Consider the following 19,200-nt stretch of genomic DNA (forward strand, 5'->3'; position numbering starts at 1 on the left):
CGATTCAGTCGAACTTCTCGCCCGCCAGCGCCATCGCGCGGCGCAGGCCCTTCTGGTTGATGTTCTGGATCTCGATACCGGGGTGGGCATTGACCTCCAGGATCATCGGACCATCGTTCTCGTCGAGAATGATATCGACGCCGAGATAACCAAGGCCGATGGCGGCGCTGCATTTGGAGCTCATTTCCAGAACCTTGTCCCATTCGGGCACCTGGAATCCGATCAGCAGTGCGCCGGAATCCGGATGATGGGTGAGTTCGTGTCCGACACACATGGCCCTGGTGATGATACCTGTCTCGATATCCACCGCCGCCCCGATGGCGCGCTGGTGCAAATTGGCCTTGCCGTCCGAAGCGTTGGTCGGGATGCGCATCATCGCCATCAGCGGATGTTCGCGCAGCGAAATGACGCGCACGTCGGGCAGGCCTTCCGGCACCAGTTTCGTGATACGCGGATCGGCCCGGATGAGCGGCTCGATCAGCGCAGCATCCTCGGCTGCGGAATCACCGGAGAAGCCGCCATCGACGATGCGGCGTACGTGATGCATCACGTCTCCGGGGGTAAGCCTAGTGCCCGATCCCTTGAACCAGTCATTCCCTTCGCGCCGTAGCGCCAGCAGGATGCCGTCGCCTTGGCTACCGCGTGCCGGCTTGATCGCCCAGCTGTCCGGCAGGTCGCGGACCGGGTCGAATTCAAGCAGATCCCCATAGCTGGAGATGACGCATATCGTTCCGGTAGTTACGACCCCGCCAGCGTTCAGCGCCACTTTCGCCGCCACCTTGTCGCGCGCTTCCTCGATTGCCCAGCGCGGATTGTATTTCGCGATGATCGAATTGCGCAGGTTGATTCCCAGGATCTCGTCCAAATCCCCGGCCTGCGGCACCGAGGGCGAGCCTTGCGAAGGCGGTTTGAGTCTTGATGTTCCAGCCGTTGCCGAAGGCCGGCCGCGGAAGAACGGGGATATCGACTTTGGGAATGATGGCTTCCGGATGCTCGTCGTTTTCGCGTGCGATTTCATCACGCTCGTCAAGAGATGTGAGAAGCTTGCCATTGCGTCTTCCTTCAAGCCAGATAGGGGCGAAACGTTTGATTTCCGACATGCGCAAGCCGCGATATCGACCCAGCAGGGCAATCGCGAGACCGGCAAAGCCGGGCAGCACCAGCGGTGAAATCTCGATCAGCGTAAGCGCGACGTGGCTGACCATGACAAACTGGATCAGCAGCGCGAGGATGAGCGTCTGGAACGCGATGTTGGCGGCTTCCTTGGCCCCGTCTTTCTCCCACTGGCGGTGCCAGCGTTCGACCACCAGCGCGGTCACCACGACGGGGAAGGCATCGACCTGCAATTCGGTGTCGAGCAACACCTGCAGGCCCGCCAGCACGAACACCACGAAGGAAATCAGCACGCCAAGAAAGCCGACGCGGGTCATGCGCAGCTTGAGCAGGGCCGGTGCTGCAATCATCCCGACGCCAACTGCCGAAATCAGCACGACCGGTCCGAAAATCGGTCCGATCTGGAGGAAGGCGATAGCGATCAGCATGGGTGTAAACAGGCCGAAAGCCTTCATGCCGACGAAGCTGCGCGCCAGCACCACGAGGAACGCCCCGATCGGCAGCGCCATCAGCAGGTTGGACGGCTTCATTCCCCAGACGGCGTAAGATACCGCACGCTTTCCGAGCGAGGACGGCATCTGGAACGGATCGTTGGTGTTGGCGACACCGAGGAAGGCCAGCAGCAGGATAATGCCGATCACGCCGGCACCGATCAGCGCCGGGCGCTTGACCTGCGGAGTAGCCTTGGAGAGAACTTTTCGGAGCTTGCGCCAGCGGCTCAAGCGCCACATGCGCAGCATTCTAAAAGACATGGCCGACACTCAGGCTGAAGCGATAGCCGCGCCGGTCGCGCACCGGGTCGTTGCTGTCGGCGAAAATATACTTGGCCTCGGCTTCGATCCGCCAGCTACCCGGCCACCAAAGCAATTCGAATTCCGGCACGATCTGCGTGTCCTCGCGCAGTTCATTGCCGGGCGTCAGTCGCCCGTCGAAAGATGTCTGCCGCAGCTCCAGCGCAGGGCGGACACGCAGATCGGATGTGATCGGGCGGGTGTAAGACGCGCTGACCGAATCGCGCGAATAGCCACGCTGCGGGTTGTCGGAACTAATATCCTCGGTGCGCAGGTCGAAATTGATATAGTGATAGCGTCCCATGCGGTGGCGGTAGCCCGCGTCCACGCGCACGCCTTCACCATGCGTCGATGTGCCGCCGGGGCCGTCGCCATCGTCATATTCGCGGTCCCGCCAGGTGGCGCGAAGCTGGAAGCGGTGCGCGCGCTCGGGTTCGTATTCGAGTTGCACGGAAGCCTGGAATTCATCGGTATCGACAAATTCAACTGAGACCAGGTCATCGTACATGCGAGCGCGCAGTTCGATTTCCCAGTCATCATCGAGTTTTTGCGTGATGGATGCGGTCAGGCGGTCGCGGTTGAAGCTGTCGCGCCCGGTGGCAGAGCCAAACCGTTCGACTTCGATGCGGTCGGCTTCGAGCCGCACCTCGGTGACATCGTCGCCAATGGTGACGCCGAATTGTCCGCGCAAATAGCCGCCATTGCCATTGATGATCAGCTCGTCATCACGGTCTTCGCTTTCTGACAGCACCACGCCGATCTCGGCGCGGGCATAGGGATCAAGCGACCAGCCCGATGCATCATCCTGCGCCGCTGAAGGGACATGCAGAAGCGCGGCAGCAAAGCCGGTGCAGGCAGCCCAACGCATGGCGTTGATGGCGCGAAGAGTTTTGACCCCGATCATGCTCAGGGCTTCTACGCAGGTGGTGGTTTACGAAACGCTAACCCTAAAACGCAGGAATTTACATTTGCGGCTGCTCGTCAGCCCTTGCCGCGCGTCTTTGTCTTCCCCGCTTTTGCGTTATCTTCCAGGAAAGTAATGATCTTTCCGGCCACATCGATGCCGGTCGCCTTCTCGACACCTTCGAGGCCGGGCGAGGAGTTGACTTCCATCAAGACCGGGCCGTGGTTGGACCGTAACATGTCGACGCCGCATACGTTCAGTCCCATGTGCTTGGCGGCGCGTACGGCGGTGGAGCGTTCCTCGGGCGTTATCTTGATGACTTGTGCACTGCCGCCACGGTGCAGGTTGGAGCGGAAATCGTCAGCCGCACCGGTGCGTTTCATCGCGGCAACGACCTTGCCGCCGACGACGAGCGCGCGAATATCGGTGCCGCCCGCTTCCTTGATGAATTCCTGCACCAGGATGTTGACGTTTGCGCCGCGAAACGCCTCGATCACCGACTTGGCGCTGCTCATCGTTTCGGCCAGCACCACGCCGATGCCCTGCGTGCCTTCGAGCAGCTTGATGACCACCGGCGGGCCGTTGACCGCCTTGATGATTTCCTCTGCCTGCTTGGGATCGTTGGCATAGGCGGTCAGCGGCAGGCCCAGGCCGTGCTTTGCCAGGATCTGCATCGAGCGCAGCTTGTCCCGGCTGCGGCCGATGGCGACGCTCTCGTTCAGCGGCCAGACGCCTGCCATTTCAAACTGGCGCAGCACCGCGAGGCCGTAATTGGTGATCGATGCACCGATACGCGGTATCACCGCCTCGTACCCCGAAATTGTCTCGCCATTATAGGTAATTGTCGGGCGATGGCTGGCGATATTCACCGTGCAGCGCGTGGTGTTGAGGATGTCGAGCGTATGTCCGCGCTCCTCGGCTGCTTCGACAAGCCTCTTGTGCGAATAGAGGTTGGGGTTGCGAGCCAGCATTGCGATTTTCATTGTTTTTGTCCTTTGGCCGGCCCCATGCCGGGAGTTTGCAGCCAGGAATGGCCTGAATCGACGAGGAAACGCCGCCGAAGCGACGAACGACCGATGAGGATGGGGAATTTCATTTCCGATCGGTTTGCCAGGCTGATCTCCGCGCGAAATGTAAGCTTGCCAATCTTCAACGGGGTTTTGATGACATAGCGGCGCTGCGTTTGTCCGTTCGAACTGGTGATGCCGCGGATATCGACATGCACTGCTTCGCAATGGTGCCGCTCTCCGCCCCAATCGACGCAAAAGCGCACGAACTTTTCACCGTCGCGTTCGAATTCTTCGAGAATATCGGCGTGGAGCGAGGAAGTGCGCGCGCCGCTGTCAATCTTGGCAGGAATGCCGTGCAAGCCCAATTCGGGCAACGCGACCAGCTCGCGCCAGCCGACGGTACGCAATCGCTGCTTTGCATTCGGTTTGTCTCTGGTTGTCATCTTCGGCAAGGATTAGAGCACCTTTGTGCGCGCTTCCAGTGCCGATTCCGGCGGGGTTTCACAAAAGTGCGAGCCGCGCTAGGCTGCCGGGAAATGAAGGGTTCGCAAACATCAGTCGAAGCGGTCAAACGGACTTGCGAAGCGGCAGCCTTCGGCGATACCGCCTGGACCGATGTCCTGAAGCAGGTCGCCGCGAGTATGGGAGGCATCCGCGGTATCCTCCTCGGCGGCAACGATGCCGGAAGCTACTCCTATTCCTGTACCTTCAATATCGATGAGGATGTCGCCCGGTCCTACAATCATCATTACAACCGGTTTGACCCGCGCGCTGCGCCCTCCATGCGGGTGCCGGTGGGCGAGACGCGGCTGGGGCAGGCGCTGGTGCCCAACAGCAGTATTGCGAAAACCGAGTATTTCGACGCGATAAGCAGAGCGGGCGATATTGCCGATTCGGTATTCGGCGTCATCAGCAACGATCTGGAGATGGGGCGCCGCACAATCAGCCTGCAACGCGGCTTTTCGCAGGAATTCTTCGGCAGGAACGAAGCCGCCAAACTGCGCGAATTGCTGCCCGCACTCGATGCGGCGATGCGCAATAGCCTTCGCGTTACGCGGGCCCTTGCGGATGATCGCGGCGGAAGCGATATCTTGTACGGCCTGCTCGATCCGTCACTCGACCTCCACCTGCTCGCGGGTGGCGAGCCGGGTTCACAGTACCGCTTCGGCAAGTGCGAGATCGCCGGCGGACGTCTGGTGTGCGGCAATCGCGAAATCATGGCTGCGATCAGACACGCGGCAGAGCGGGCTCGGCAGGGTATCAGCACGACCCTGCGGCATGGGTCGGCATCGTTCCGCTTTGATCCTGTACCTCCGGCCATCGCCTGGTATTGCGCCGGCAGCGACCAGGTCTTCCTGACGATTGCGCGCGAAGTTTCGGCGGGGCAGCATGACTTTGCGATATTTGGCGAAAGCTTCGGCCTGACGCCGAAAGAAGCGCTGGTGCTCGATTCGCTCGCGCAGACCGACACGGTTCCGCAAGCCGCACAAATTCTGGGCATTTCGGTCGAAACGGCGCGCTGGCACGTCAAGAACATTTGCGCCAAGACCGGGCATCCCGGCGCGCAGAAGCTTGTCGAGGCTGCCCGCGCCAACGATCTCAGCAATCTCGGTTGATTTTCACCGGAAAGGAGCGTGGGGATTGACCGGCCCGCATCGTGCGGACCGGCCCCCCATTCCCGTTGCCCCCACACCTGCCGGACCGATCGGGAACACCCGGCGGCAGCTTTAAGGATCGATCCGGTTCATGGTGGAACCGGCGGGTCGCAATCGATCCTTGACGACGGATTAGCGGGGAAGGGCAAACGTGACACCACCCAATCGGGTGGGGTGTGAAAATCTTTTGGTTACAGCGGATTGCCATCACGGTCGCGGAAAATCTCGCGGCGGCCGACATGGTTCGCCGGGCCGACCAGCCCTTCGCTTTCCATGCGCTCGATCCACTTGGCCGCCGTGTTGTAGCCAACGCCCATCTGGCGTTGCAGCCAGCTGCCGCTCGCCTTCTGGTTCTCGACCACGATCTGGCAAGCCTGGCGGTATTTGCGTTCTTCCGGATTATCCGATGCGGTTAATTCGTCCTCGAAACTTAACCCACCGCCATCTTCCGGCTCCTCGGTCACGCTGTCGACATAGGCGGGCGAACCCTGTCCGCGCCAGTGATCGGCAACCTTCTCTACCTCTTCATCCGACACGAAAGGACCGTGAACGCGCTTGAGCGCACCGGTATTGGGCTTGAACAGCATATCGCCCTTGCCGAGCAATTGTTCGGCGCCCTGTTCGCCCAGGATCGTGCGGCTGTCGATGCGGCTGGTGACGTTGAAGCTGATGCGGGTGGGCAGGTTTGCCTTGATGACGCCGGTGATGACATCGACCGAAGGGCGCTGCGTCGCCATGATCAGGTGGATGCCAGCCGCGCGGCTCTTTTGCGACAGGCGCTGGATCAGCACCTCGATTTCCTTGCCGACGGTGACCATCAGATCGGCCAGCTCGTCCACGATCAGCACGATTTGCGGCAGGATTTCGTAATCGAGTTCCTTTTCCTCGACCACCGCCTCGCCCGTTTCGGGGTCGTAGCCGGTCTGCACCGTGCGCTTGAGCGGTTTGCCCTTGGCTGCCGCAGCAGAGACGCGCTCGTTGAACCCGCTGAGGTTACGCGCTCCGATCTCGCTCATCATGCGATAGCGCCGCTCCATCTCCTCGACCGCCCATTTGAGCGAACGCACCGATTTGTGCGGTTCGGTCACCACCGGGGCGAGCAGGTGCGGGATGTCGTCGTAGCTCTTGAGCTCGAGCACCTTGGGATCGATCAGGATCAGGCGGCATTCTGCAGGCGTGAAGCGATACAGCAGGCTGAGCAAGATCGCGTTCAGGCCAACCGACTTGCCCGAACCCGTGGTACCCGCCACCAGCAAGTGCGGCATGGCAGCAAGGTCGGCCACGATCGGGTCGCCCGAAATTCCCTTGCCAAGGATGATCGGCAGACCGCCTTTCGAGCTCACGAAGGCTTCGGAGGCGACCATCTCCTTGAAATTGACCATTTGCCGGTCGGCATTGGGCAATTCGATACCCATTACCGTCTTGCCCGGTATGGGCGCGACACGTGCGCTGATCGCGCTCATGTTGCGGGCGATATCTTCGGCCAGTCCGACCACGCGGCTGGCCTTGATGCCGGGCGCAGGCTCCAGCTCGTACATGGTCACGACCGGGCCGGTCTTGACCGCGGTGATCTCGCCCTTGACGTTGAAATCGTCGAGCACGGTTTCGAGCAGACGTGCGTTGCGTTCGAGCGAGAGCTTGTCGAGCGCCGGGCTCTGGTTGGCGGGACCATCTTCGAGCAGGTCGATCGAGGGCAGGTCGTATTCGGCGAACAGGTCTTTCTGCGATGTCTTGGTTACGGGCCGCGCACGCCGGGGCGGGCTCGCGGCATCGCTGATTTCGGGTGCGCGCCGCTTGGCAAGTGGCGAGCCAGCTTCTGCCACCTCGTCATCGTCATCATCATCCAGCTGTTCTGGGCGGCGGCGCTGCTTGCGCGTCGTCTCTGCCTTGAACGGATTGGAAGGCGCGAAAAGGCGTGGCGGGTTCTTGATCATTTCGGGCAGGGTCAACAAGCTCGCCCAGTCGAGCGCGAAAACCCGTCCTGCCAGCAAGGCGCCGGCCAGCAGTGCGGCGATACCGCCCCCAAGGATTGCCCAGAAACGGGCGGCTTCGGGCAACAGCCCCGCGAGCGCCTGTATTCCGCCTTCGCCAAGCAGCCCGACAAGCCCGCCAAAGCCGGCCGGCCAGCTATGGTCGCGCGGGTTGGAAACGAGCGAGAGCGTGGTGGCCAGCAGCGCCATCGCCACCAGCAGCACGCCGACGGTGCGCCACCATTTGCCGTCCCAATGTTCTTCCTCATCGGCATCGCGCCACAACTTGCGCGCGAACACATAAGTCAGCGGCAGGAACAGCACCGACACCCAGCCGAAGGAAGTCAGCGCCAAGTCGGCGACAAAGGCACCGGGCTTGCCCATCCAGTTGTCGACCACGTCGCCCGCAGCGGTAGAGAGCGAGGGGTCGGTCTGGCTGTAGCTGAGCAGGGCAATCGCGAGGAACGCGGTGAAGGCGAACAGCACGACCGCGCCCGTAAGCTGCGCACTGCGCGCCAGCGAGCGACGAAAGGCGGCTTTCCAATCCGCGTTCTGACTGGCCTTGCTGGCCATGCAAATTCCCCTTGCGATACGTCCCGATACCGAGATTCCCACAGCGGGACTCGGGGGTCAAATGGTTTGTCTGGCGCATTGCCGGTCGCGCCGCGCGGTTGGTCCTGTCGTCAGCTCAGTCCGTCGATAGCGCCCCAGCGCGGCCAGCCAAGCTCCTGCGCCCGCTCTGCAGTCATGCCGCCAAGCGCAATCACCGGGATCAGCGATTGCTGGGCGAGGACACTGAAACCGAAGACGCCCAGCGTTGTTGCGCCCGAATGCGAGCGGGTTGGGAAAACCGGCGACAGGAATACGGCGTCCGCTCCCGCTTCATTGGCAGCGCGCAATTCGTCTCCATTGTGCGCGCTGGTGAGCCAGAGATATCCCTCGGGGCGCGGGCCCGCGATTTCGGCGGTGCCGGTATACAGGCCGTCTGCGCCCCAATCTTCAAGCTGCGCCGAATCCCCTCGCGCCAGGATGACGCGGTGCCCGTGTTCATGCGCAATTGCCTTGAGCTTATCGAACCGCCCGCGTCGCTCCACTCTTCCTAGATGATAGTGCCGATAAACGAAGCCCGACCCCGTGGGCAGGCGCGCAAGCGCCGCTTCCAGTCCGGCATCGTTACGCTCGTCGGACAGGAGCCAGAGGTTCGGCAAGGGGTTTTCACCGCTCATGGGGAAGCTATAGCGCGCTCATGACCCAAAGCGCCATTGCGAACGACCCCGCCACTCGACTTGCCGACGTGAATTCCGAAATTGCGAAGGCTTGCAAGATTTCGCGGCGCAAGCCCGAGGATGTCACGCTGATCGCAGTCAGCAAGACGCATCCGGCGGAGGAAATTGCGCCGCTGATCGCGGCCGGGCAGCGCGTGTTCGGGGAAAACCGCGTTCAGGAAGCGCAGGACAAATGGCCGGCGCTGCGCGAACAGGCATCCGATATCGAACTGCACCTTGTCGGGCAGTTGCAATCGAACAAGGCCGACGAGGCGGTTGCGCTGTTCGACTGCATCCACTCGCTCGACCGGCCGAGCCTGGTGAAAGCGCTCGCCAAGGCGTTCGACAAGGCGGGGCGGCAGGTGCCGTGTTTCGTGCAGGTCAATATCGGCGACGAGGAGCAGAAGGGCGGCTGCGCGATTGCCAACCTGCCCGCTCTGCTGGAAGCAGCGCGCGATGCCGGGATACCGCTCGCCGGGCTTATGTGCGTGCCGCCTTTCGGGATCGAGCCTGCGCCCTATTTCGCGCTGATGGCCAAGCTGGCCGACGACCACGGCCTGGACGGGCGCAGCATGGGGATGAGCGGCGACTACCCCACCGCCATCATGCTCGGCGCGACGCATATCCGCGTGGGTACGGCACTCTTCGGCGAGCGTGGTTGAGCGCGCAACTGCTTTTCGCCGCCATGATTGAGTTGACGCGGGGGTGATCCTCGCGGCACATCCCGTTCGACAGTTTCACTTCGGGATATCCGCATGACCATCCGCCTTGCCCTTGCCGCCCCATTACTCCTGATCGGCGCGCCCGCCCTTGCGCAGCATGCCGGCGACGATCCTTATGCCGATTGCGCCGCGCTGGAGGACAATGCCGAGCGGCTCGCCTGTTTCGATACGACCTATGCCGAGCAGCGGGTGGTCCTCGCCGAACGGGCAGCGCGCGAGGAAGAGCAACGCGAGGAAGTATTCGGTTTCCGTGAGGCGGACGTCGCGCTGGATGATGGTGACGCAGACGATGTCGCGGTGACGGCAACCGTCAGCGAGGTGCTGCAAGGCGCACGTCGGTCGCAGGTGCTCTTGCTCGACAACGGGCAGCTCTGGCGCGAGAGCGATGGTTCGACCTTGCGCAACCGTGTTCGCGAAGGATGGGTGGGCACGATTACCCGCCATTGGAGTGGCGCCTATGAGATTCGCTTCGAAGGCCGCTCGGGCTATTTTCGCGCGGCGCGAATTCGCTAAGTCCGCCAGATACCATCATTTTATGATGGGAAAACCGGACCTTAACCCTTTACGCGTATCGACAGGCCAGAGCACCGGATAACCGGGTCTGGAGGGTCAAGGAATTGTCGATGCAGGAAGCACGAGCGTATCAGGCCGGCGCGCTGCCCAAGAGCGACGAGAACCGTCGCGAAAACGGGCGCGTCAAGGTCGATTTGAATTGCGAAATCCGTGTCGGAGCGCGCGCATGGCGCAAGACGCGTATTGCGGATCTTACCCCCGGCGGATTTCAGGTGACGATCCTCGACATGCCTGCCCGCGGAACATCGGTTTACCTGCGCTTTGCCGGGATCCAGTTGCTCCATGCCGAAGTCTGCTGGTCGGACAGGGACGTGGCGGGCTGCAAGTTCGAAACGCCGCTCAGCCCCTATGTCTTCGACCATATCGTGGCCACTGCTGCATAAGCGCGGGTCGAGCGGCTATTCCGCTGCTTCGGCCATCTCGCGCTCACCGGCGGTAATAGCATCCAGTAGCGCACGTTCGACTTTCTTCATGCGTTCGGGTGAAGTCACTTTCGTGCCCAGCAAATCGGTCACGTAGAATGTGTCGACTGCGCGCTCGCCATATTGGGTGATGTGCGCCGAATTGATCAGCAGGCTTTGTTCGAACATGGCGCGTGTCAGGCGGTTGAGCAGGGCGGGACGATCGGTGGCGTTGACCTCGATCACGGTAAAGTAATTCGAGGCCTTGTTGTCGAATACGACATCGGCGGCGATGCGGAAGTTTTCCGCGCGCATCTGCTTCAGCGGCCGCTTTTCGAGCCTGGGCACGATGTCGATGCGGTTGGCCAGCGCATCCTCGATGGACTTTTCCAACCGCGCCAGCTGCGCCGCTTCGCTGAATGGCTGGCCGAGAGGATCCTGCACCAGGAAATTGTCGACCGCCTTGCCGTCGCGGTTTGTGTGGATACGCGCATCGATGATATTGCCGCCCGCCAGGTGGATGGCACCCGCGATGCGGAAGAACAGGCCCGGGTGATCGTCTGCGATGACCGTGACCAGCGTGGCCCCGAGTGCCTGGTAATATTCGGCATGGATCGAGAGCGAATGCCCCATGTCGCGCGCAGCGGCATAATGCGGCAGGTTGATGGCGATCACGTCTTCTGGTTCGGCGATCCAGTAGGTGTCGCCGAAACCTTCGGCCAGTTCGTCCACCAGGCCCGACTTCTCGCCCAGAATTTGCGCGACACGCTCCTTCTTCGCAGCCACCCTTTCGGCGCGGCCATGGGTCTTGTGACCCAGCCGCAGCAATTCCTGGCCCGCTTCGTAGAGATCGGCGAGCAATTGCCGCTTCCAGCTGTTCCATACCCCCGGGCCGACGGCGCGGATGTCGACGATGGTCAGCACTGTCAGCAGCCGCAGGCGCTCGAGGCTCTGCACATGGCCCACGAAGTCCGAAATCGTCTTGTAGTCTGAAAGATCGCGCTTGAAAGCTGTCGCGCTCATCAGGAGATGGACGCGGACAAGCCATGCAACCAGTTCGGTTTCTTTTTCGTCCAGTCCTAACCTTGGGCACAGCTTTTTCGCCACTGCTGCGCCGAGCACCGAGTGATCGCCGCCGCGTCCCTTGGCAATGTCGTGCAGCAGCGTGGCAACGAACAGCACCCGGCGATTGGCGAGGTTGGGCAGGATCTCGGACGCCAGCGGGTGCGCTTCGACCAGCGTGCCACGTTCGATCTCGCTGAGCAGGCCGATCGCGCGGATGGTGTGCTCGTCCACCGTATAGTGGTGGTACATGTCGAACTGCATCTGCGCGTTGACCTTGCCGAAATCGGGCACGAACCGGCCGAACACGCCCGCCTCGTTCATCCAGCGCAGCACGCTTTCAGGATCCTTGCGGCCCGCAAGCACCTCCATGAACAGCGCATTGGCGCGGGCATCCTTGCGCGTCTGCGCCGTGATCAGCGCGGAATCGCGGCGGGCGATGCGGATCGTGCCGGGATGCACTTCCAGCCCTTCGCGTTCTGCCACGGCGAAGATCTCGATCAATCGCACCGGATCCTGTTGGAACCAGTCGTCCGACGGTGCGGCAATGACATTGCCTTCCACCAGATAGCCATCGACCTTGCGCGTCTTGCCCGGCCACATGTTGGAAAAGAAACTGGCGACGCGGCTGGTCTGCGAGGTCTGTTCCTCCAGATGCGCAAGGAACACCCCGGTCAGATGGCCGACATGCTTGGCCTGCAGGAAGTAGAATTGCATGAAGCGTTCGACCGCGCTCTTGCCCGGCCGGTCGGCGTAATTCATGCGGGCGGCAACTTCGCGCTGGAGATCGAAGGTCAGCCGGTCCTCACCCCGATTGGCAATCGTGTGAAGGTGCGCGCGAACGGCCAGCAGGAAGCTCTCGGCGCGGCGAAAGCTGCGGTATTCCTTGTCGGTGAAGAGCCCCTTCTCGACCAGTTCGGCCGCGCTTTTCACGCGGTGGACATATTTGCCCATCCAGTACAGCGTCTGCAGGTCCCTGAGACCCCCCTTGCCGTCCTTCACATTGGGTTCGACGACATAGCGCGAATCGCCCATGCGCTTGTGCCGGGCGTTCCGCTCTTCCAGCTTTTCCTGCACGAATACGGCTTCGGAGCCGGCGGCGACATCGTTCCAGAACTGCTGGCGCGCCATGTCGTAAATGTCCTGGTCGCCCCAGAGGAAGCGCGATTCGAGCAGCGCGGTGCGGATCGTCAGGTCCGACTTCGCCATCCGCAGCGCTTCGGCCAGCGAGCGGGTAGAGTGGCCAACCTGCAAATTGAGGTCCCACAGGTAATAGAGGATCGCCTCGATCACCTGCTCGCACCAGCTCGTCGGCCTGTCAGGTGTGATGAAGGCAAGGTCGACATCGGAGAAGGGCGCCATTTCGCCGCGGCCATATCCGCCCACCGCCAGCAGCGCGATCCGCTCCCCGCTCGACCGGTTGCCCACCGGATAGACATCATCGACCACGTGGTCGTGAACGATGCGGATCAGCTGGTCGATCAGGAAGGCCTGCCCGTGCGCGTGTTCGTGGCCGGCTCCCGGCCTTTTGGACAATCGTTTTGCGAGGACCACGCGGCCATCGTCTAGCGCGCCGCGCAGCAAGTCGACAATATCCTGACGCCCGGCCTGCGCGCCCTTGTCCTCCACGATCTCGGCAATCGAGGCGGTCAGCTGGCGTCGATCGATGATCTTGCGCTGCTTGCGGATGCGGGGAAGGCTCATGCTTTCCGAAATAGGCGCGTGCGCCGCCCGATGCAAAGCTCGCTTTGCTTGCACGGAGCGAAGCAAGGCTTTCGCGAAGGCGCGCTCTATGCCAAAGCGCCTTCTCGACGGGCCGCGCGTGGCCAAATCAGCAGCCGATAGAGCAAGGGGCGCACACAATGCTGGATATGCTGGCGACATCAGCGAATGAAGCCATCCAATGGAGCGAGCTGGGCCTTCGTCCGGGCATCGATCTCGGCTTCTTCGAGCTGAAATACTATTCGCTCGCCTATCTGCTGGGGATCATTTTCGCCTATTGGCACCTGTCGAAGATGATCAAGGCGCCGGGCGCACCGATGGCGCAGCTGCATGTCGACGATTTGTTCTTCTACTGCACGCTTGGCGTTATCCTTGGCGGACGATTGGGTTATGCAACCTTCTACGATCCCAGCCTGTGGACCACGTTTGAATCCGACAGCTTCGTCTCCTGGCGCGTGCTGCGCTTGTGGGATGGCGGGATGAGCTTTCACGGCGGGTTGATCGGCGTGGTCGCCGCGATCGCCTGGGTCAGCTGGCGCGGCGGGCTGCCGTTCCTGCGCGTGTGCGATTACATCGCCGTCAATGTCGGCATGGGCATGATGCTCGGCCGGCTGGCGAATTTCATCAATGGCGAACTGTGGGGCCGTCCGGTTGAATCCGCCGTGTCATGGGCGATGGTCTTTCCGAGCGATCCACAGGAACTGGCGCGCCATCCCAGCCAGCTTTACCAGGCTGCGGGCGAAGGCCTGCTGGTGCTGGTAGTGATGCTGAGCCTGTTCTGGCTCACGCGGGCGCGTTTCCGCCCCGGCCTGCTCGTTGGCGTGTTCACCGCGCTGATTGCGGCGGCACGTTTCACCGTTGAATTCTTCCGCCAGCCCGACGCGCAACTGACCGAGCTGGCCGAGCAGAGCGGCCTGTCGATGGGCCAATGGCTCACGATCCCGCTGTTCGTACTTGGCGTGGGGCTGACCGTGTGGGCGCTGACCCGCCGCGAAATGGCGAGCGGCAAGCCCGGCACCACCACCGCGCCGACCGTGAAGGGAGCGGCACCCGAAATCGATACGGATCCGGCTTGAGCGATCTCGCCGCGACCTTCCGCCGCCTGATCGCGTCCACCGGGCCGATCAGCCTGGCGCATTACATGGCGGAATCGAACGCGCATTATTATGCCGAGCGCGAGGCCATTGGCGGGAAGGCGGCCGATTTCATTACCGCGCCCGAAGTGAGCCAGATGTTCGGCGAACTGGTGGGGCTCTGGCTGACGGATATTTGGCAGCGCGCCGGAAGTCCGGTGCCGGTCCATTATGTCGAGCTGGGGCCGGGGCGCGGGACGCTGGCGAAGGATGCGCTGCGGGTCATGGCGCGGCAGGGCCTCGTCCCGCAGGTGCATCTTGTCGAAACCTCAGCGCGGCTGCGCGAAGCGCAAGGGGCCGCGGTGCCCGGCGCTATCCATCACGACGATCTGTCCACCATCCCTTCCGATGGCGCGATCCTGCTGGTGGCGAACGAATTCCTCGATGCGCTGCCCGTCCGGCAATTGGTCAGGACCGATGAAGGCTGGCGTGACGTCATGGTCGCGCTCGGCGGATCGGAAGAGTTCATCGAAGTGCCCGGACGCCAGCCGATGGATGCAGTGGTGCCGCACGAACATCGCGATGCGCAGCCCGGCACGGTGATCGAGACCAGCCCCGCCTGCGCTGCCATTGTCACCGAAACCGCTTCAAGGCTGGCAACGCAAGGCGGCGCGGCGCTGTTTATCGATTATGGCCATGCCGACGGGCGCACCGGTTCCAGCCTGCAGGCGGTGCGGGGGCATGAGAAACTGGGCGTGTTCGATGCGCCGGGCGAGGCCGACCTCTCTGCCCATGTCGATTTCGCGCAGATGGAGCGCGTCGCGGCTGCGCAGGATTGCCGCGTTCTCGGCACGGTGACGCAAGGGCCATGGCTTACAGCGTTGGGAATCGATCAGCGCGCCCACTCTCTCGCGCAGTCGGCGCCGCAGCAGGCAGAGGCCGTGATGGGAGCCAAGGACCGCCTGACCGCGCCCGAGCAGATGGGCGAGCTGTTCAAGGTGATGGGACTGGCCGCGCCGGATTGGCCCGATGGCGCCGGATTTGCCGAGGCCTAGTCCAGTTGCTCCAAGAGCCAGCGCGCGGCCTGTTCGGGTGTCTGCTTGTCGTCATCGCGGTCGACCGAAAGATTGGCCTTGCGCATCAGTTCGACATCTATCGACCCGATCAACGGCCGCAGCGCCGCGACCAGCGCATCATCGCTCGCGAAACCGGACGATAGCAGCATGATCGCATCATAGTTCGGTAGCGCGCCGAGCGGGTCTTCAAGAATGGTGAGGCCATTGGCGGCGATGCGACCGTCCGAAGTGTAGGCGCTGATCACATCGGCCTCACCCGATTGCAGCGCGTTGTACATGAAGGTGGGCGAGAATGTGCGCTGCTCGGCAAAGCGCAGGCCATAGGCATCGCGCACGGCTGCCCATTCGGGCCGCTCGAACCACTCCGGATCGCCGCCCATCGTAAGCTGCGGAGCGGTAGCGGCAAGGTCGGCAATGCTGGTGATTGAGCGCGCCTGTGCTGAATCGCTGGTCATGGCGAAGCCGTAAGCATTCTCGAAGCCAAGTCGGCCGAGCACAAGTGCGCCGGTGTTCTCGGCCTCCCAGCGCACGATCGCCTGGTACATTGCATCGCGCCCTGGATTGTCGGTGCGGCCAAGCGTGTTGGTCCAGATCGTGCCGGTGTAATCGACAAGGATATCGATCTGGCCGCTGGCCACGGCATTATGCGCCACTGCCGAACCAAGCCCGTCGCGATATTCGACCGCATAGCCTGCTTCCTCCAGCGTGATGCCGATGGCGCGGGCGAGAATATATTGCTCGGAGAAGCCCTTGGCTCCGATCACCACGCTGTCGCGCCGCTCGGCACCATTCCAGTCGCCAAGGCTGATCGCGGCTGCGGCGATACCGGTCAGTGCGAGCAGTGCGCCCGCAATCGACAAGCGCAGACGGCGGCGGGCAAAGCCGCGCTCGACCAGACCGAGCAGACCGTCGGCGAACAGCGCAAGAGCGGCCGAGGCAATGCAGCCTGCCAGCACCAGCACCCAGTTCTGCGTCTGCAATCCGGCAAAGATCGGATCGCCGAGACTGCGCTGGCCGATAGTGGTTGCAAGCGTGGCCGCGCCGATGGTCCAGACGCTGGCGGTGCGGATTCCCGCCATCACATAGGGCGCGGCAAGCGGCGCTTCGACCAGCCGCAGCTTCTGCCAGCCAGTCATGCCCAGCCCGTCTGCCGCCTCGATCGCTTCGGCATCGATATTGGTGAGGGCAGTTACCGCGTTGCGCAGGATCGGCAGCAGGGCATAAAGGCCCAGCGCAAGCCATGCCGGCAGGAAACCGAGCGTCGGTAAATCCTCACCGAAAACGGCGCGCGCTGCGAGCAGGATGGGGAAGAACAGCGCCAGCAAGGCGAGCGCCGGGATCGTTTGCACAAGGCTAGCAAAGCCGAGCGACAGCCGCGCGACCGGCGGTGAGCGGCTGGCCCAGACCGCGAGCGGCAGCGCCAGCGCAAGGCCGAGAGCAACCGCAGCGGCGCTGAGCAGGACGTGCTCCGCCAATTGCGGGCCGAGGCCGGAGAGGGCGTCAAGCAGTCCTTCCATCAGGACATTTCCGCCAACGCGCGCGCCTGGTCGCGCGGCACGGCAACCAGCGCCTGCGCCACATCGCCGCCGCCGCCGGCCAGCAATTGTGCGGGCGTGGCATCGGCCACGATGCGCCCCGCGTCCATCACCAGCACGCGGTCTGCAAGCAACAGCGCCTCGGCCATGTCATGCGTGACCATCACCGTGGTGAGCCCCAGTTCGCCGTGCAATCGCTTGACCCGCGCACCCAGCGAATCGCGGGTGATCGGGTCGAGCGCGCCGAACGGCTCGTCCATCAGCAGAAGGCGCGGATTGCCGGCCAGTGCGCGCGCCACGCCGACCCGCTGGCGCTGCCCGCCCGAAAGTTCATCGGGATATCGCTTCGCCATGTCCGGATCGAGCTCGACGAGTTCGAGCAGTTCGGCGATGCGGTCGCTGCTCAGGCGCTCTCCCTCCAACCGCGGGACCAACGCGATATTCTCTCCCACGCGCATGTGAGAGAACAGGCCGATACCCTGGAAAACATATCCGATACCGTGGCGCAGGCGCGGGGCGGGAATGCTGGCGACATCGCTACCATCCAGCGACACGCGGCCTTCATCGGGTTCAACCAGCCGGTTGACCGTCTTGAGCAAGGTCGACTTGCCCGAGCCCGAGGCTCCAACCAAGGCGACAAATTCACCCTGCGCGATATCAAGCGAAACACCTGCCACCGCGCGGGTCGAGCCGTAGTATTTACTGACCTGCGCAAAGCAGAGGAAGGGCGGGGCAGAACGCTCCATGGGCGCGAGCGAGGTTAGCGCGCGATCGCTTCCTTGGAAACCGTGAGCGCGGCGACCAGTCCGGTCTTGAGGAAATGCCTGTCAAAGCTGCCTTCCAGCTGGCTGCGCACGCTCATTTCGATAAGCCGCGATCCGAAGCCTTCGTCGCCGCTTTCCTCGACCGGCGGACCGCCAAACTCGGTCCACGTCAGTGCCAGCTCGTCCCCCAGATCATCGACATGCAGGGTAACGTGACCTTCATCGACCGAAAGCGATCCGTATTTGGCCGAATTGGTGGCCAGTTCATGGAAGACCAGCGCCAGCGGAGTTGCGGCGCGCGCAGAAATGTCTGCATCGACGCCGGTGACCTTCACGCGCGTCTTATCGGCTCCGCCTTCGTAAGGTGCGAACAGGGCTTCGAGCAGGCCGAGCAGTTTTTCCTGCGCGATGCCGCCGCTGGGCTGAACGAATTCATGCGCCCTGCCCAATGCGCGCAGCACGTCGGTCAGTTCGCGGACGAAGGGTTCGTGCTCTGGAGTCTTGCGCACCTTCAGCGTCGCAAGACCAATGATCACGGCAAAAATGTTCTTGATGCGGTGCGACAGTTCCTTGGCGAGTAGGTCGCGCTCTTCGAGAGCCTTGTGCACTTCGTCGATATCGGTGATGGTGCCGAACCATCTGACCTGATCGCCGCCATCCTCGGTCACCGGGACTGCCAGCGAGAGCACCCAGCGATACTCTCCATCGGCATGGAGCATCCGGAATTCTTCCTCGAAGCTTAAGCCCTTTTCGAGGCTCACAGCCCATTGTGCGAATGCGTGGTCGGCATCTTCGGGATGGATGTATTTGCGCCAGTCTTCTGCCACCCGCGGCGGTTCGGTACCGATCTGCTCCTGCCACCGGTCGTTGAAGTAATCGAAATTGCTGGCCTGATCTGCTGACCACGCAATCTGCGGGACGCCTTCGATCATCCGGCGCAGGCGCTCTTCGCGTTCCTCGATTTCCCGGGCGGAGCGGATATTGGCGCGTCGCGAATTCAGCCGCCGCATCACTGCCTGCCCCAGCACAGCCATGCCTTCGCGCTGGAAGTCGGTCAGCCCATCGGGATGCGGCGAGGTATCGATGACACAGAGCGCGCCGAGCGGCGCGCCTTCGTCGGAAATGAGGGGCTGCCCGGCATAGTAGCGAACACCCGGCGGACCGGTGACCAAGGAATTGTCGACGAAGCGGACATCGTCTTCCGCGTCGTGGATTTCCATCAGTTCCGGTTTCAGCATGGCATGAGCGCAAAATGAAACTTCGCGCGGAGTCTCACGCTCTTCCAGTCCTTCGCCCGCAAGGAAACGCTGGCGCAGTTCTTCTACCAGCGTGACCTGCGCTACCGGCGCATTGCACAGCCGCGCAGCAAATTTCACGATTGCCTTCAGTTCGGGGTCGTCTTCAAGCGCATCAGGCTCGAAACTTTCGACCACGCGCACGCGTGCTGCCTCCTCGCTATAATCGGGAGACGCGTGCGGGTCAGAGGCCCGCATCGAAGGATCGTTCAAATTCAAGTGGTTAACCGATTTCGCCACACTATTAGCGTCCCCGCGCTCCAATTGGA

At 62.6% G+C, this 19,200-nt stretch carries 17 protein-coding genes; 6 read left to right on the forward strand and 11 right to left on the reverse strand.

Going from position 1 to position 19,200, the window contains the following annotated elements; translation table 11 throughout:
• Positions 1 to 4 precede the first annotated feature (4 nt).
• The 5 genes from AAC850_RS09265 to AAC850_RS09285 form a co-directional block, all read right to left on the reverse strand.
• Positions 5 to 778: a sugar-transfer associated ATP-grasp domain-containing protein gene (locus tag AAC850_RS09265; protein WP_340588446.1), complete on the reverse strand. Its 774-nt coding sequence runs from the start codon at positions 776 to 778 to the stop codon at positions 5 to 7.
• On the reverse strand, positions 693 to 1,865 hold the full coding sequence (locus AAC850_RS09270; RefSeq protein ID WP_340588447.1) for a 7TM domain-containing protein: 1,173 nt from the start codon (positions 1,863 to 1,865) through the stop codon (positions 693 to 695). Before AAC850_RS09270 ends, AAC850_RS09265 begins: the two co-directional genes overlap by 86 nt.
• Entirely contained in the window at positions 1,855 to 2,808 is a 954-nt protein-coding gene (locus AAC850_RS09275; RefSeq protein WP_340588448.1) for a hypothetical protein, read from the reverse strand. Before AAC850_RS09275 ends, AAC850_RS09270 begins: the two co-directional genes overlap by 11 nt.
• 77 nt (positions 2,809 to 2,885) lie before the next feature.
• Positions 2,886 to 3,791: a 30S ribosomal protein S6--L-glutamate ligase gene (gene rimK / locus AAC850_RS09280; protein ID WP_340588449.1), complete on the reverse strand. Its 906-nt coding sequence runs from the start codon at positions 3,789 to 3,791 to the stop codon at positions 2,886 to 2,888.
• Complete coding sequence (locus AAC850_RS09285) at positions 3,788 to 4,261, reverse strand: ATP-dependent zinc protease family protein (protein WP_340588450.1); 474 nt, start codon at positions 4,259 to 4,261, stop codon at positions 3,788 to 3,790. The genes rimK and AAC850_RS09285 overlap by 4 nt, the downstream gene beginning before the upstream one ends.
• Before the next feature lie 93 nt (positions 4,262 to 4,354).
• Between AAC850_RS09285 and AAC850_RS09290 the strand changes: the two genes are divergently transcribed.
• Positions 4,355 to 5,434, forward strand: coding sequence for a helix-turn-helix transcriptional regulator (locus tag AAC850_RS09290; protein WP_340588451.1), 1,080 nt, complete (start codon positions 4,355 to 4,357; stop codon positions 5,432 to 5,434).
• 230 nt (positions 5,435 to 5,664) lie between these two features.
• Here AAC850_RS09290 and AAC850_RS09295 read toward each other — a convergent pair whose 3' ends face one another.
• Together AAC850_RS09295 and AAC850_RS09300 are read right to left on the reverse strand one after the other, a co-directional pair.
• A complete protein-coding gene (locus tag AAC850_RS09295; protein ID WP_340588452.1) occupies positions 5,665 to 8,016 on the reverse strand; it encodes an FtsK/SpoIIIE family DNA translocase in 2,352 nt (783 codons plus the stop codon).
• A 110-nt stretch (positions 8,017 to 8,126) separates the two neighbouring features.
• On the reverse strand, positions 8,127 to 8,669 hold the full coding sequence (locus tag AAC850_RS09300) for a thiamine phosphate synthase (RefSeq protein WP_340588453.1): 543 nt from the start codon (positions 8,667 to 8,669) through the stop codon (positions 8,127 to 8,129).
• Between the two features lie 20 nt (positions 8,670 to 8,689).
• Here AAC850_RS09300 and AAC850_RS09305 point away from each other — a divergent pair, with 20 nt between their 5' ends.
• The 3 genes from AAC850_RS09305 (at position 8,690) to AAC850_RS09315 (ending at position 10,386) form a co-directional block, all read left to right on the forward strand.
• Complete coding sequence (locus AAC850_RS09305; RefSeq protein ID WP_340588454.1) at positions 8,690 to 9,370, forward strand: YggS family pyridoxal phosphate-dependent enzyme; 681 nt, start codon at positions 8,690 to 8,692, stop codon at positions 9,368 to 9,370.
• A 93-nt stretch (positions 9,371 to 9,463) separates the two neighbouring features.
• The gene (locus AAC850_RS09310) at positions 9,464 to 9,943 is read left to right on the forward strand and encodes a hypothetical protein (protein WP_340588455.1); all 480 of its coding nucleotides are present in this window, start codon (positions 9,464 to 9,466) and stop codon (positions 9,941 to 9,943) included.
• Between the two features lie 110 nt (positions 9,944 to 10,053).
• On the forward strand, positions 10,054 to 10,386 hold the full coding sequence (locus AAC850_RS09315; protein ID WP_340588456.1) for a PilZ domain-containing protein: 333 nt from the start codon (positions 10,054 to 10,056) through the stop codon (positions 10,384 to 10,386).
• 15 nt (positions 10,387 to 10,401) lie between these two features.
• Here AAC850_RS09315 and AAC850_RS09320 read toward each other — a convergent pair whose 3' ends face one another.
• Entirely contained in the window at positions 10,402 to 13,170 is a 2,769-nt protein-coding gene (locus AAC850_RS09320) for a [protein-PII] uridylyltransferase (protein ID WP_340588458.1), read from the reverse strand.
• Positions 13,171 to 13,328: 158 nt separating this feature from the next.
• Here AAC850_RS09320 and lgt point away from each other — a divergent pair, with 158 nt between their 5' ends.
• Positions 13,329 to 14,264 carry a prolipoprotein diacylglyceryl transferase gene (gene lgt, locus AAC850_RS09325; RefSeq protein ID WP_340588459.1) on the forward strand — a complete coding sequence of 312 codons (936 nt, stop codon included), beginning with the start codon at positions 13,329 to 13,331 and terminating at the stop codon, positions 14,262 to 14,264.
• Positions 14,261 to 15,316, forward strand: a complete 1,056-nt coding sequence (locus AAC850_RS09330; protein ID WP_340588460.1) for a class I SAM-dependent methyltransferase — start codon at positions 14,261 to 14,263, stop codon at positions 15,314 to 15,316. The genes lgt and AAC850_RS09330 overlap by 4 nt, the downstream gene beginning before the upstream one ends.
• Here the strand turns inward: AAC850_RS09330 and AAC850_RS09335 are convergent.
• Genes AAC850_RS09335 through AAC850_RS09345 form a run of 3 tightly spaced genes read right to left on the reverse strand, consistent with a single transcriptional unit; the run spans position 15,313 to position 19,144 of the window.
• Entirely contained in the window at positions 15,313 to 16,854 is a 1,542-nt protein-coding gene (locus tag AAC850_RS09335; RefSeq protein ID WP_340588461.1) for an ABC transporter permease/substrate-binding protein, read from the reverse strand. The two genes, AAC850_RS09330 and AAC850_RS09335, sit on opposite strands and share 4 nt — an antisense overlap.
• The gene (locus AAC850_RS09340; RefSeq protein WP_340588462.1) at positions 16,854 to 17,618 is read right to left on the reverse strand and encodes an ATP-binding cassette domain-containing protein; all 765 of its coding nucleotides are present in this window, start codon (positions 17,616 to 17,618) and stop codon (positions 16,854 to 16,856) included. Before AAC850_RS09340 ends, AAC850_RS09335 begins: the two co-directional genes overlap by 1 nt.
• Before the next feature lie 14 nt (positions 17,619 to 17,632).
• Positions 17,633 to 19,144: a PAS domain-containing protein gene (locus AAC850_RS09345; protein ID WP_340588463.1), complete on the reverse strand. Its 1,512-nt coding sequence runs from the start codon at positions 19,142 to 19,144 to the stop codon at positions 17,633 to 17,635.
• Between the last annotated feature and the right edge of the window lie 56 nt (positions 19,145 to 19,200).

It is taken from the genome of Erythrobacter alti, assembly GCF_037996805.1.
Lineage (GTDB): Bacteria > Pseudomonadota > Alphaproteobacteria > Sphingomonadales > Sphingomonadaceae > Alteraurantiacibacter > Alteraurantiacibacter alti.

What these genes read in the sequence shown, in the direction of transcription:
- AAC850_RS09270 (WP_340588447.1), bottom strand. Translation starts at nt 1,865, where the DNA reads ATGTCTTTTAGAATGCTGCGCATGTGGCGCTTGAGCCGCTGGCGCAAG.
- AAC850_RS09275 (WP_340588448.1), bottom strand. Translation starts at nt 2,808, where the DNA reads ATGATCGGGGTCAAAACTCTTCGCGCCATCAACGCCATGCGTTGGGCT.
- rimK (WP_340588449.1), bottom strand. Translation starts at nt 3,791, where the DNA reads ATGAAAATCGCAATGCTGGCTCGCAACCCCAACCTCTATTCGCACAAG.
- AAC850_RS09285 (WP_340588450.1), bottom strand. Translation starts at nt 4,261, where the DNA reads ATGACAACCAGAGACAAACCGAATGCAAAGCAGCGATTGCGTACCGTC.
- AAC850_RS09290 (WP_340588451.1), top strand. Translation starts at nt 4,355, where the DNA reads ATGAAGGGTTCGCAAACATCAGTCGAAGCGGTCAAACGGACTTGCGAA.
- AAC850_RS09295 (WP_340588452.1), bottom strand. Translation starts at nt 8,016, where the DNA reads ATGGCCAGCAAGGCCAGTCAGAACGCGGATTGGAAAGCCGCCTTTCGT.
- AAC850_RS09300 (WP_340588453.1), bottom strand. Translation starts at nt 8,669, where the DNA reads ATGAGCGGTGAAAACCCCTTGCCGAACCTCTGGCTCCTGTCCGACGAG.
- AAC850_RS09305 (WP_340588454.1), top strand. Translation starts at nt 8,690, where the DNA reads ATGACCCAAAGCGCCATTGCGAACGACCCCGCCACTCGACTTGCCGAC.
- AAC850_RS09310 (WP_340588455.1), top strand. Translation starts at nt 9,464, where the DNA reads ATGACCATCCGCCTTGCCCTTGCCGCCCCATTACTCCTGATCGGCGCG.
- AAC850_RS09315 (WP_340588456.1), top strand. Translation starts at nt 10,054, where the DNA reads ATGCAGGAAGCACGAGCGTATCAGGCCGGCGCGCTGCCCAAGAGCGAC.
- AAC850_RS09320 (WP_340588458.1), bottom strand. Translation starts at nt 13,170, where the DNA reads ATGAGCCTTCCCCGCATCCGCAAGCAGCGCAAGATCATCGATCGACGC.
- lgt (WP_340588459.1), top strand. Translation starts at nt 13,329, where the DNA reads ATGCTGGATATGCTGGCGACATCAGCGAATGAAGCCATCCAATGGAGC.
- AAC850_RS09335 (WP_340588461.1), bottom strand. Translation starts at nt 16,854, where the DNA reads ATGGAAGGACTGCTTGACGCCCTCTCCGGCCTCGGCCCGCAATTGGCG.
- AAC850_RS09340 (WP_340588462.1), bottom strand. Translation starts at nt 17,618, where the DNA reads ATGGAGCGTTCTGCCCCGCCCTTCCTCTGCTTTGCGCAGGTCAGTAAA.